General features: G+C 40.1%; 11 protein-coding genes and 1 pseudogene. 10 read left to right on the forward strand and 2 right to left on the reverse strand.

What is annotated here, in order from left to right:
- Positions 1–2 precede the first annotated feature (2 nt).
- The 10 genes and pseudogenes from VV089_RS21970 to VV089_RS22015 all read left to right on the forward strand — a co-directional run bounded on the left by VV089_RS21970 (position 3) and on the right by VV089_RS22015 (position 11213).
- Positions 3–743 (forward strand): hypothetical protein, encoded by a 741-nt coding sequence (locus tag VV089_RS21970; protein WP_172543522.1) that lies wholly within the window; start codon positions 3–5, stop codon positions 741–743.
- 902 nt (positions 744–1645) lie between these two features.
- Complete coding sequence (locus VV089_RS21975) at positions 1646–4591, forward strand: TOTE conflict system archaeo-eukaryotic primase domain-containing protein (protein ID WP_334337409.1); 2946 nt, start codon at positions 1646–1648, stop codon at positions 4589–4591.
- A gap of 460 nt (positions 4592–5051) precedes the next feature.
- Complete coding sequence (locus tag VV089_RS21980) at positions 5052–5639, forward strand: type IV toxin-antitoxin system AbiEi family antitoxin domain-containing protein (RefSeq protein ID WP_334337410.1); 588 nt, start codon at positions 5052–5054, stop codon at positions 5637–5639.
- An 11-nt stretch (positions 5640–5650) separates the two neighbouring features.
- The gene (locus VV089_RS21985) at positions 5651–5974 is read left to right on the forward strand and encodes a hypothetical protein (protein ID WP_334337411.1); all 324 of its coding nucleotides are present in this window, start codon (positions 5651–5653) and stop codon (positions 5972–5974) included.
- A gap of 97 nt (positions 5975–6071) precedes the next feature.
- Entirely contained in the window at positions 6072–6386 is a 315-nt protein-coding gene (locus VV089_RS21990) for a hypothetical protein (protein ID WP_334337412.1), read from the forward strand.
- A gap of 12 nt (positions 6387–6398) precedes the next feature.
- A pseudogene (rhuM, locus tag VV089_RS21995) lies at positions 6399–6548 on the forward strand (RhuM family protein); the annotation flags it as partial.
- 76 nt (positions 6549–6624) lie between these two features.
- The gene (locus VV089_RS22000) at positions 6625–6933 is read left to right on the forward strand and encodes a helix-turn-helix domain-containing protein (RefSeq protein WP_334337413.1); all 309 of its coding nucleotides are present in this window, start codon (positions 6625–6627) and stop codon (positions 6931–6933) included.
- A 154-nt stretch (positions 6934–7087) separates the two neighbouring features.
- The gene (locus VV089_RS22005; RefSeq protein WP_334337414.1) at positions 7088–8539 is read left to right on the forward strand and encodes a hypothetical protein; all 1452 of its coding nucleotides are present in this window, start codon (positions 7088–7090) and stop codon (positions 8537–8539) included.
- A gap of 32 nt (positions 8540–8571) precedes the next feature.
- The gene (locus VV089_RS22010; protein WP_334337415.1) at positions 8572–10092 is read left to right on the forward strand and encodes a hypothetical protein; all 1521 of its coding nucleotides are present in this window, start codon (positions 8572–8574) and stop codon (positions 10090–10092) included.
- 92 nt (positions 10093–10184) lie between these two features.
- Positions 10185–11213, forward strand: a complete 1029-nt coding sequence (locus VV089_RS22015; RefSeq protein ID WP_334337416.1) for an RNA ligase family protein — start codon at positions 10185–10187, stop codon at positions 11211–11213.
- Between the two features lie 114 nt (positions 11214–11327).
- On the opposite strand, the gene VV089_RS22020 is transcribed toward VV089_RS22015, so the two are convergent.
- Both VV089_RS22020 and VV089_RS22025 read right to left on the reverse strand, forming a co-directional pair.
- A complete protein-coding gene (locus VV089_RS22020) occupies positions 11328–11759 on the reverse strand; it encodes a hypothetical protein (RefSeq protein ID WP_334337417.1) in 432 nt (143 codons plus the stop codon).
- Entirely contained in the window at positions 11746–11988 is a 243-nt protein-coding gene (locus tag VV089_RS22025; RefSeq protein ID WP_334337418.1) for a hypothetical protein, read from the reverse strand. Before VV089_RS22025 ends, VV089_RS22020 begins: the two co-directional genes overlap by 14 nt.
- Positions 11989–12069: the final 81 nt, after the last annotated feature.

Consider the following 12069-nt stretch of genomic DNA (forward strand, 5'->3'; position numbering starts at 1 on the left):
TTATGGCGAAAATTACAATTACAAAAGGGAACGAGTTTATGATAGCGGTAAGAGATGAAATAACAAAAGATGATCTTTTTATTGAACAATACGAACGCGCTGCAAATATATTAGACAGAATTGTTGGAGCCTCAATAGAAGTGAGAGATAAAAAAGAATTCTGGAAATCACAGGATTATGAGAATAATATTATCGCATTTTGTGGGGAACGGGGAGAAGGAAAAAGCAGTGTTATGATGACTTTTGTCAATGCCATATATCATAATTCAAATAAGGAAATTTTTTTGAATTGTAAAAATGTTGAAAGTACATATTTTGTGGAACCGATTTTGATTGACCCATCATTATTTGATGATGTTCATAATGTTTTAGACATTGTGCTTGCAAAGATTTTTCGAAACTTTTATGATTGCTATAATAATGATAACCAACGTGCAGATGAGAGAACAAGAGAAGAACTGCTTGACCGCTTCCAAAAGGTTTACCGCTATGTTTCTTTAATCAATAACCAAAAGCAGATGTTGGATGATGAGTTTGATTATGAAGGAAATATCAGTAAGCTTACGAAACTAGGGGAGAGTACAAAACTGAAAGAAGAACTGACAGAGTTAATAAAAGATTATTTGAATTTTATGGAAACACGTGATGGAAAAAAACAATTAATCATTGCAATTGATGATTTAGATTTATGTAGCGCAAATGCATATAAGATGACAGAACAGATTCGAAAATACTTAATATAACACAGCACTTTACAACTTTTTATAGATAGCCACAATTGCGCATAACTCCCAGCTCATAACGGATTTCCTGCGGACTTTGACCCTGGTACTTTTGGAATTCCTTACTATAGTATGGCAACATCCTTTTCCGGTTCAACAGCTATCTCTTCTGGTACCGCTGTGCATAGGAACAGACGGAAACTGCCAGGCTTTCCAGGGTCAGCGGCTGTCACGCAGGCATATACGGTACGGCCTTTCCACAGGTTTGTAATGACCTTGCGGCATCCGAGGGGAACGGAGAGGTAAGTGATTCCATCCGCTGACTTAAGCGGCACATGGAGCATGAGACTGACGAAGCAGTGCCCCTTAAGGTAATTGGAGCCGTTATGGGCGGCATGGTCAAACAAGTTTGAGCGGCCTGAAATTTCGTACCGTATTTTTCCACTAAGGTATCATCAATGGAGAGGAACACGGAGGAATCCCTCAGGGAAATGGGTATACAGCTTAAAACAAGCCTGGCAGTTACAGCTGTCCATCTGAGGTGGTCAAAAGCAGCATAGCTGAGCGTATAGTAAAAGGAATTCAGCGACTTGCCAGTAGGCCTTGAAATTATATGCATCCATGCAAACCGGATGGAGCGGAAAGAATCCAGGGCCAACATGGAAATGACCAGCAGGAACAAATTTTCCGCAGATGGCATTGAGGCATCCTGAAAATAATTCCAAAGAACCAAAAAAGCTTATTAAAAGTATGGTTTCTGTTGTAAAATAAGCGTGACATACAATCTCCTGTTTTTGTAAAGATTTGTTAGCGCTTATACTATACAACAAATAGAGTAGATTGTATGTTTTTTATTGCTTAAAATGAAAAAAATTTGTAAAGTGCTGTATAAACATGAAACAGCAAGAAAGGTAATATAGGAAATGAACATAGAAGCATACAATTTGGATTCACTCCGAAAGCTGGTAAGAGATCTTCAGGACGAAAACAAAAGATTGAAAATGCAGTTGGAACAGGCAAACATTGCATATGAATCAGACAACCCATTTGAAGAGAAGATTGAAACAAATGAAGAATATGATCCGGATCAGGGCGAACGCATCCTAAGTAAATATATTACGGAAGATCTGGTAAATAAGTATTTTGCAATGTTTTGGGGAAGGACAGATGTATATGCGAAAAGAGGCACAAAAGGCGGATACTTTCCACAATGCAATCATAGATGGACGGAACGAATATGCCCCAAACAGCGTGGTGAAAAAATTAACTGTGAAGCCTGTGGGCATAGAGAGTGGACGAAACTGGAACCCAGAAAAATCATAGAGCATCTTCTTGGCTGCAGAGAAGATGGCGCGGATGTCTTGGGTATCTATCCGCTGCTTCCGGATGGTACATGCCGCTTTCTTGTTTTTGATTTTGACAACCATGAAAAAGGCGCTGAAAAAACGGATTTTGCCAATGCTGATGAGGAATGGCATGAAGAGGTCGATGCCTTAAGGCGCATATGTGAAAGCAATGGCATAACACCATTAGTGGAGAGGTCAAGATCAGGCAGAGGAGCACATGTATGGATTTTTTTCAAAAAACCTGTATCCGCGGCTCTGGCAAGAAATTTCGGCTTTCTTTTACTGGATAAAGGATCCGCATCGATTAATTTAAAATCCTTTCATTATTACGATCGCATGTACCCATCACAGGATGTTGCAAGCAGTATAGGGAATTTAATAGCTTTGCCATTACAGGGACAGGCATTGAAAAGCGGAAACAGTGCATTTGTTGACAAAAATTGGAATGCTTATCCGGATCAGTGGGATATTTTGTTAAATCATACAGAAAAGCTGTCATTAGAAGATATAGAAGAGCATATGAAAAAATGGCAGACAGAGTTTGCGGAAAAGAAAGGAATTGTTTCCCTTGAGGCTCTGCAAAGCCGTCCAAAACCGTGGAAGAAAAAAGACGGTTTTGTAAAGTCAGATGTGGTTGGGAAGATGCACATTGTTCTTGGAGACGGCATATATGTTGATACATTAAATCTAATGCCGCGATTGCAGAATCAGATCCGAAGTATGGCGGCCTTTGACAATCCCATATTTTACAAAAATAAGAGACTCGGATATTCCAATTATTATAATTTTAGCGCCATATATATGGGCAAAGATATAGACGGTTATATTCGTATTCCCAGAGGCCTTCGTGACAACCTTTGCACTTCCTGTAAAGAAGCCGGCATTGAGTATGAAATTATAGATCGCAGGGAAAAGGGGAGACCTATCAGAGTTGCTTTTAACGGCGATTTAAAGACTCAGCAGGATCTGGCGGCACAGCGTTTGCTTGCATTTGATCATGGAGTTCTCAGTGCGGCTACTGCATTTGGAAAAACTGTGGTCTGCAGCTATCTTATCGCAGAACGAAAAGTGAATACACTTATTTTGCTTCAAAGTAAAGATTTACTGGAGCAGTGGGTGGATGAACTGAATAAATTTTTGATTATAGATGAAGAGCCGCCTATTTATAAAACAAAAAGCGGCCGGGAAAAACGCAGGAACAGTGTCATTGGAATTTTGCATGGCAATAAGAATACTTTAACAGGCATTATCGATGTGGCTATGATTGGTTCCATATATAGTAAGGGAAAATTCAATGAGTTTATCAATTCTTATGGTATGATTCTAATGGATGAGTGCCATCACTGCGGCTCTAGCACATCCATTAAAGTTATGCAGAAAGTGAATGCCAGATATATTTATGGAGTATCCGCAACACCCAAAAGGGGAGATCATCTGGAAAAAATCATTTTTATGCTTTTAGGCCCCATAAGGCATAGCTATACTGCAAAAGAACGGGCAGTCGAGCAGGGAATTGGCCATTATGTATATCCAAGGTATACAAGATTAATTGACACAAACGAAAGCAAAACAGATATTAATGGAGCTTATGCGCTGATTAGTACGAATTCTGCCAGAAATGAGATGATTCTTGAAGATACAAGGATTTGTGTGAAAGAGGGAAGAACACCGGTAATTTTGACAAGATACAAAGAACAGGCAAAATATCTGTATGATCATTTACAGGGGGATGCGGATAATATCTTTATCCTATATGGTGATAACAGTGATAAGGAAAACCGGGAAGTGCGAAGAAGACTAAAAGAAGTGCCAAAGGATCAAAGCATGATTCTGGTTGCAACAGGCCAGAAAATCGGTGAGGGGTTTGACTATCCCAGACTGGATACTCTGATGCTGGCAGCACCGGTATCCTTTTCAAGCAGGCTTGAGCAGTATATAGGAAGATTAAATCGTGATTATGATGGAAAAACAGAAGTCATTGTTTATGATTATGTGGATTCCCATATTCGTGATTTTGACAATATGTATGCAAAGCGTCTGCGCACCTATAAACGTACAGGCTTTCAATTGATGACAAATAGCGTTTTTTCAAAACAGACAGCAAATGCTATTTATGATTCCGGAAATTATATGGATATATTTGAGAGAGACATTGTTGAAGCACAAAAGAGGATTCTTGTATCCAGCCCAGAGCTTACCCAGGATAAGGTAGAACGCTTCATTTATCTTGTGAAATTGAGGCAGGAATATGGAGTAGATGTGACAGTTATAACAACAGAGCCGCAGAATTTATCTTATGGAAGTCCGGAATTTTGCCAAAGGCTGATGAAAGAAATGCAGGAAAACGGCATTCATGTCATTGCAAAGGATGAGGTGATTGAACATTTTGCAATTATAGACGATGACCTTGTATGGCATGGAGGAATGAATCTGCTTGGCAGGGAAGACGCATGGGATAATCTTATGCGAATCAAATCCGTATCAGTCGCAGCAGAATTGATGGAGATTGGGGTGAAAAAATAGAAATTAGTGTATAGGGCACACCTTAGAATAGGTGATAGCCGAATATTGTTTTTTAGATAGGGCTAAATTGTCTTTCAGCCAAAGTATTGGAAACAGTATTTACTGTTCTTTGGAGCGCTGACTTAGCCCTATTTCCGGTTCCGGTTTTTCATGGTTAGAGCCTGCAGAACAAGTGTTTTTTTTTAAGGGCAGATTATATGTGAAAAAAGAGCAAAATTCAATATAGTCATTGCAAAAGCAGAAGAAGTTGAAGAAGAAGTGGCAGAAAAATATGCGTATGAATTGAAAAATTTATTTGATAGTTGACATGTGTAATTAAAAATGCTATATTATGTGTAACAAAAAATGCTAAAACAAGATAGGAATAGGAGAATTTGCATGAATGAAGGGATAACAATATATTTAAATATAAGAGCGTCTGTGATGTGATATATAATTAGTGTGATAAACGGAGAAAAAGATGAGAAGCATTACGTATAACAAGCTGGACAATCTATATAAAAAGTCAAAAGGGTACATCAGTACTTATACATTATTAGAAGAGGGATTTACAAACAGGCAGATTGCACTTTTGATAGATGAAAACTATTTAGAGAAGGTATGTCACGGTTATTATTGGCTATTAAGGAGTGGGTATCATAAACCGAACGATTATAAATGCATTGAAGTATGTCTAAGTAATCCCCGGGCAGTTATATCTATGGAAAGTGCATGCTATTATCAGGGGGTTGGAAAAACGGAACCAGAAATTTTAACAGTAGCTACAGAACGTACGGATCGCAGCACAATGAAAATGAATTTTCCAATTAAACGACACTATTTTTCAAGCAATTATTTTAACGTTGGCATAAAGAGAGTTCAAAGAGAGGTTGGCAGTTATAGAATTTATGCTAAAGAACGCAGCATATGCGACATGATTCGTTTGGATACGGAAGACTCAGATAATCCGTTAGTAGTAGAAGTATTGGATTCTATAAAACAAAAAGAAGAACAATATAAACGAATGCTAAAATATGCGGAACTGTTTAAGTTAAAGAGTCTACCATAGGGAGAAAATTTATGCAAGATATGCTAATAATTGACGTAAAAGATGAAAATACTTTAAGAAAGCAGTCAGAGCGGTTGGCAGCTTATAGTTTTTTGCTAGGAAATAAAGATTTATGGGTTTCAGCGCATAAAAAAAGAAATTTTTTTAACAAGATAATTCATTCAATAAGACATTGGGGAAATAGAGAAAGCAGATGGGAAAAAAAGATATACTCTATATTGGAAAGGTGGAAAAACAGACATCCGCTTATAGCAATTTTTATATGTACAATATTAGGAGGCATCTTTATTAGTCTCGTGGCAGGAATTATTTTGGAGGCTACGCTTTGCTATTAAAAGTTAGGTAAACAATTTGGTAATAACTTCTAATTGATTTTCGGAGTACTTAACAATAATTTGTTATAATAAAGGCAGATGGTTTTATGGATAAAAAATGCAGATTAGAAACAGCACTGCTGATTTTCTTGTATTTACAAAGGAGAATGGTGAAAACAGTATTGAGGTCAGAGTGCATGATGGAGATGTATGGCTGACACAGAAAGGTATGGCTCAGCTTTTTGAATGTTCCACAGATAATATTGGCTTACACTTGAAAAATATTTTTGCCAGCGGAGAGTTAGATGTAGAAGCAGTTACCGAGAAATCCTCGGCAACTGCTTCTGATGGTAAAAAATATATCATGAAATTCTATAATCTTGACGCCATAATCTCTGTTGGCTACCAAATTAATTCGATTCGTGCAACTTAATTTCGGCAATGGGCAACGAAAGTGCTGAAAATCTTTGCTGTGCAAGGATATGTGTTGGACAAAAAGCGATTTGAAAATAGCCAGATATTTGATGAGGAATATTTTGAACATTTACTTGACGAAATCAGAGAGATACGTGTAAGTGAACGTAAATTTTTATGAAAAATCACTTGACATTAATTTATTATCAATTAGATAGAGCAAGGCGTGTGGATAAGACATGGAAAGGAGCAGCGAAATGTATCCAACAATTGATATGAAAGCGACCGGAATTCGCATACGGCAGCTTATGGATGAGAGAAGGCTGACAGTAAAGGACACACGCAGGTATTTAAATTTAGCCAGTGTACAGAGCATCTATCACTGGTTGAACGGGCAGAGTATGCCGTCGATAGACAATCTCTATGCCTTATCAGCATTATTTGGGCTTCCTATGGATTCGATAATTATAGGAAGTAAGAAGCATCCTGTACAACTCTTGACAGAGCCGTTTTATATTCGAATGTATACATACTATAAGAAGGCTGTAAAATTAAACGCCGCATAAAATTAAACTTATAGTTTAATGACAAATATCCAGCAAAACCCTTAAAATTATTCTATAAGATTCCTTTACGCCATCTGGAGAATTAAGGAAATCTTAGACGCATCGGATAATTTTAAGGGTTTTTTATAATTGGAAATGGCAGGGAGGAAAGATTATGGACAACGGATATTGGATTGAGGGAAAAGTCAGTATTCCGGAAGGACGAAGAGCGGAGTTTAATGAAAATGTGCGGAAGCTTTTCCGGCTATGCGGAATCCGAAAGCTGGAAGAGATAGAAATAGCCGGGAAAATATGCACGGTTGTCCATGAACCGGAGCCGGATGACAGGGGGATCCTAAGCTTTGACTATTCTGTTTTTGAGAGACAGAAGAGGGAGATTTCTACTTATGATATGAATACCTGTGAGCTTCATGCGGAAGATAGGGGGTATGAAGAGTTCGGCCTGGTCATGAATCTTATCATGACAATGCAGGAGGCATATTCAACAGAGCCTTGCTTCCTGATGAGGAAGGATCAGGTAATCAGTGTCTATGGCTATGCGCTGATGATAGAGAGGACGGCAGGCATCAAGCTGACCTTTCCGAATCGGGAAAAAGCATGGAATATGCTGTTGTTCCTCAAATCTACCGGAAAATATGAGGACATAGACGCTGAAAGTATCTGGGACAAATTTCCCTTCGGCTACGGAAAAATGGAATCGGCTCAGTTTGCGGGATGCATGGCCTGTTCTTATAAGTCTCCGTATAAGCCGGAGAAGCTTTTTGACGGAGAGAAGTCGGAGCTTAAAGAAGCCGGAATGATGCAGAGAGTGTATTATGTATATGAGCTTCTGTGCGGCTTGTTGGAGAGAGAAGAGGAAGAAAAGGTAAGAGAATTTCTAAAAGACCTGTTGGAAAGGAAGCTGCCGGAAAGGGAATGTCTTGCTCAGAGGGAGGATGATTTTGGCAGCATTGCAAAGGCTTCTCTTTATGATCTTCCGCCCTGCATTGTGGCTGCCTATGCGTGGGCTCTTCAAAAGGAGTTCTGGGAGGTATGGTTCTCCTTGAAGATAACAGGGTATGAGGACATCGAAAAGAGAGAGAAGAAAGAGACGCAGAAAGAGGCTGAGAAGGAAACGGAAGAAAAAGAGCCGGAGAAAAAGGAGCGAATATTTTATGAGGCGATCCTCCGTGACAACGAGGACGAATTCCTTGAATTTTGGGACACGCAGGATTTGTATCTATCAAATGATATGCGGATGAATCTGGAGGAATGGAAAGAGAACTTTGCAAAAATAGACGAATCCGAGGTGGGGAATATGGATGGGGAAGCGTACATGGCAGATATTCTCTGGGAGATGGAGACTATATGGGGCTGCCGCTATGCGGACAGGGAAATGGTAAAGGAATTCATAGAGCATTGTGCCAAGCTCCCATATCAGAAGTGCCTGTTAATCTTTAGAAGGCTTATGGATGAGGAGACAGAATATTTTCCGGAGCTGACCAAGAGGCAAGTGAAGGAATGGATTGTGAGAAGGTTATGCGTCAGAGAGGACAGAACACAGATAAGCGGGTATGCTTCTCTGTTAGGAAACCGCACAAAGAGATTTGAACTGTTAGGATTTTAAATACTGCAATGGTGTGCTGGAAGGGAGAAAGCATGGGTACATTTGGAGGTTATACCGGAAGTATGAGTATTTCCGATAAGAAAAAGGAAGAATTTACAAAGAATCTGTTAAAGCTTCTTAATTACGGCGGCATGATGCAGCTTGATGAGGTGTGCATGTATGGGAAGGAGATTACGCTTATAAAGCCTGTGGAGCTTGACGAGAAAGGAAAGGCGTATTTTCATTTCAATTATTTTGAGGATGACGCTTGGGAGAGTGTGGGATATGACTGTGAGAGTGCCGGCTTCTTTTGTGGGAAAATCGGCGGAAGAGAATTTTGTGATGTAGTGACTGCAGTTCATGTTTTGTATGAGCTTTATGATGACGGTATCGGGTATGCCGAGATAAATGGAGAGATTGTGGAAGCAAGTCCTTATATTGGGTGGCTCAATCATGTATTGGGGACAGATTTTTCTTTGAAAAAAAGATTCCGTTTATGGGAGTATTTTGAAAAATATTGCTTGACCCAAATGGAATACGATTTTGATAATCCGTCAAAATCCTATGATGTCATGGATACAATTCCATTACCGCTTTACCAGGGGCTTGGAGGAACGGAGCTGGCAGATATCTTCTATATTGCAAAGGGAACCGAAAGTCTGCAAAAAGAGGAGATTACGCCGGGTTCGTACCCGGAAATGCTATATCGGTGCAGAGAATTACTGAAGCAGTATTTTGACGGAAGAAAAGAGGCGGAAGAAAACCCGGGCCGAAATATCTGGGAACTGGCTGTATGCAGCCGGACCCAAAGGGAGAGAATGCGAGAAGGAGATATAGGTGCCATTGCGCAGATATCATTGACGCTCCCGGCGCATATGCTTGTATATTTGGCGTCCGAGATTCAAAAAGAGAACTTCTGGATTATCTGGAAGGACTTACATAAAAGGGCTTATAAAGATGCTGTCCTGCCGCAGTATGCATCTGATAAATTGATGGAAGAGAGAAAAGCAGCCATAGAAGAACCGGTTGAAGAGCTTACAACTGTGGAGTTTCTCCGTCAGGACGGGGTGTTTGCTTTCTGGAATACACCGGAGGAATTGAAGGGACAGCCAAACTATTACATTTCTGATGATGACCGTGCGTTCTGGTGGAACGGATCCGAGGAAGTAGTTTTGTCAGAAAAGATGGATGAGTGGCTGCGAAAGCTGTCACAGCGGCATAAGAAGATTGTGGAGGAGCTGGAAGGGGAGAGTCAGGACCAGGAGAGATTTCTGAGGGATTTAATCGGGCTTCTGGAAGAAATCAATGATTTTTATAAAAGAGTTTTTTCCTTTCAGAGTATGTTTTATGAATTTTTGCAGAACAGCTCGGACAGGCGGTATATTGCGGCGGTAAGACTGCTTGAAAAGCTGGCGGAGGAGAATAAAGAGGCAGGGAAGATTATTGAACATGCAAAGCACTGGTGGGATACCACAAGCAAAAATGTTACGCATAACGCAGGGCGATTGGCGATGAAGAGATACTTAAGCGTAATGGCAAATAAAAAATTGAGAGAAATATATTTTGGATTTTGAAGAAAAGGCGTATGATATAGCTATGTGGAAAGTCAAAAAGTACCTTCAATGTTTCTTTGACGCTGAGGGTAAATGTGAAGAAAGGAAATGAAATGGGAAAACGAAAATTAGCATCCATACAATACGTACATCATATTACACCGATTGAAGGTGCGGACAGAATTGAATGTGTTCATGTTCTGGGATGGAAGTGTGTAGCCAACAAAAATCAGTTTCAGGCAGGGGATAGCTGCGTATATATGGAAGTGGATTCTTTTTTGCCAATTCAGGAGCAGTTTGAATTTTTAAGAAGCAGCAGCTACAAAAAGAGTGAGCTCCTGGGAGAAGGCTTCCGGTTGAAGACGCAGAAATTTCGGGGTCAGATATCCCAGGGACTGGTGCAGCCCTTATCCATACTGCCTGAGGGAAATTACCAATTGGGAGATGACGTAACGGAGCTTCTGGGAATCCGAAAATGGGAGATAGAGGAGCGTGTCACCAGCAGTGGTTCTGTGATAGGAGATTTCCCGAATGAAATACCGAAGACTGATGAAATGAGGGTACAGTCTCTTCCGGAATTGATTGATGAATTTAAAAAAGTATCGGCGTATTATATCAGTACCAAAATGGACGGAACCAGCGTAACCATGTATTGGAAGGATGGTCATTTCGGTGTTTGCGGCAGAAATTATGAGTATGCGGATGATGAAAAGTGTGCTATGTGGATATATGCCCACGAACATCATATTCCGGAGAGAATAGCAGAAGGCAATTTGCCAGATATCGCTATTCAGGGGGAATTCTGCGGTGCCGGGATTCAGAAGAACAGGCTGAAGCTGATAAAGCCCGAATGGTATATATTCACTGTGCTCGATCTGACAACACACAGAAGATATCCCCTTCATAAGATGCGGGAGCTTTGCGAGACATTACAGTTAAAGATGGTTCCGATTGAGGAGGAGAAGGAGATTTTTGACTATGACAGTGTGGAGGTGCTTTTGAAAAGGGCAAAAGGAAAGTACACTTCTGGTATGAATAAAGAAGGAATTGTGATACGCCCGGTGGAACCGGTTTACTCAAAGCTTCTGGAGGGCCCATTGTCCATGAAGGTATTGAATAATGACTATTTACTGAAAGAATAAGGGGGGATGAAAAAAGCTGGTGACATCAATTGATATATGCGTGTTATATAGCGCTTTGTGTGAGAGATAGTATACCAGTGTAAAATTCAAAAGATAAGTGATAACTGAATATTGCTATTTAGATAGGGCTAAATAATCTTTCGGCCAAAGTATTGAAAACAGTATTTGCTGTTCTTTGGAGCGTTGACTTAGCCCTATTTCCGGTTTTGGTTTTATTGGTCTAATTTCATCTGCAAAAGTATTTTCATAATCCTGGAGCTGGTGGTATATGGCATCCACATAAGCAGTTGTGCCTTCTATTCGGTAAAGCATGAGGTAATGGTGACGCATGAAGTGGATGATGTGGTAGCCATGCTTTTTCAGATGGGGATGGGCACATAATTTTAGGCTGCCAGCGACTTTTGAAAGCTGGCTGCGTGTTTCCAGGGCATCTTGCCATACGTTGTAAGCTGCTTGGTCATTCAGCAGGGTATACTGTAAGTAATCAATATATCCGTTCAGCTGGGATAACGCTTTTGGTGAGATGATTACGTTAAATGAATCCATGTTGTTTGCCCATCCTTTTTAGTGCGTCTTCCATGTCAAGACCTTTGCCATCGGAAATCTGCTGGCGTGATTCGGCAAGGTCGGAAAGGATTTGTTCCTGGCTGGCCGGGACGAATGGGTTTGTGGGTTTTCTAGATGTGAACAGTTTTTGGGTGAATTCCATGACTTTGATTCTTGCATCTTCCGGCATTGCTTGGAGCATGGATACAGTTGCGTCTAAAGTGCTCATAGGAAAGCCTCCTTTCATGATTAGGGTCTATAGAAAAAGTGTTTCTTTCTATGGCTAGATTATACATGAAAAGGGGGCTGA

Source organism: Candidatus Merdisoma sp. JLR.KK011 (assembly GCF_036941125.1).
In the GTDB taxonomy this organism is placed as follows: Bacteria; Bacillota; Clostridia; order Lachnospirales; family Lachnospiraceae; genus Laedolimicola.

What these genes read in the sequence shown, in the direction of transcription:
- VV089_RS22000 (WP_334337413.1), top strand. Translation starts at nt 6,625, where the DNA reads ATGTATCCAACAATTGATATGAAAGCGACCGGAATTCGCATACGGCAG.
- VV089_RS21985 (WP_334337411.1), top strand. Translation starts at nt 5,651, where the DNA reads ATGCAAGATATGCTAATAATTGACGTAAAAGATGAAAATACTTTAAGA.
- VV089_RS22025 (WP_334337418.1), bottom strand. Translation starts at nt 11,988, where the DNA reads ATGAGCACTTTAGACGCAACTGTATCCATGCTCCAAGCAATGCCGGAA.
- VV089_RS21980 (WP_334337410.1), top strand. Translation starts at nt 5,052, where the DNA reads ATGAGAAGCATTACGTATAACAAGCTGGACAATCTATATAAAAAGTCA.
- VV089_RS22010 (WP_334337415.1), top strand. Translation starts at nt 8,572, where the DNA reads ATGGGTACATTTGGAGGTTATACCGGAAGTATGAGTATTTCCGATAAG.
- VV089_RS22020 (WP_334337417.1), bottom strand. Translation starts at nt 11,759, where the DNA reads ATGGATTCATTTAACGTAATCATCTCACCAAAAGCGTTATCCCAGCTG.
- VV089_RS22005 (WP_334337414.1), top strand. Translation starts at nt 7,088, where the DNA reads ATGGACAACGGATATTGGATTGAGGGAAAAGTCAGTATTCCGGAAGGA.
- VV089_RS21970 (WP_172543522.1), top strand. Translation starts at nt 3, where the DNA reads ATGGCGAAAATTACAATTACAAAAGGGAACGAGTTTATGATAGCGGTA.
- VV089_RS21990 (WP_334337412.1), top strand. Translation starts at nt 6,072, where the DNA reads ATGCAGATTAGAAACAGCACTGCTGATTTTCTTGTATTTACAAAGGAG.
- VV089_RS22015 (WP_334337416.1), top strand. Translation starts at nt 10,185, where the DNA reads ATGGGAAAACGAAAATTAGCATCCATACAATACGTACATCATATTACA.
- VV089_RS21975 (WP_334337409.1), top strand. Translation starts at nt 1,646, where the DNA reads ATGAACATAGAAGCATACAATTTGGATTCACTCCGAAAGCTGGTAAGA.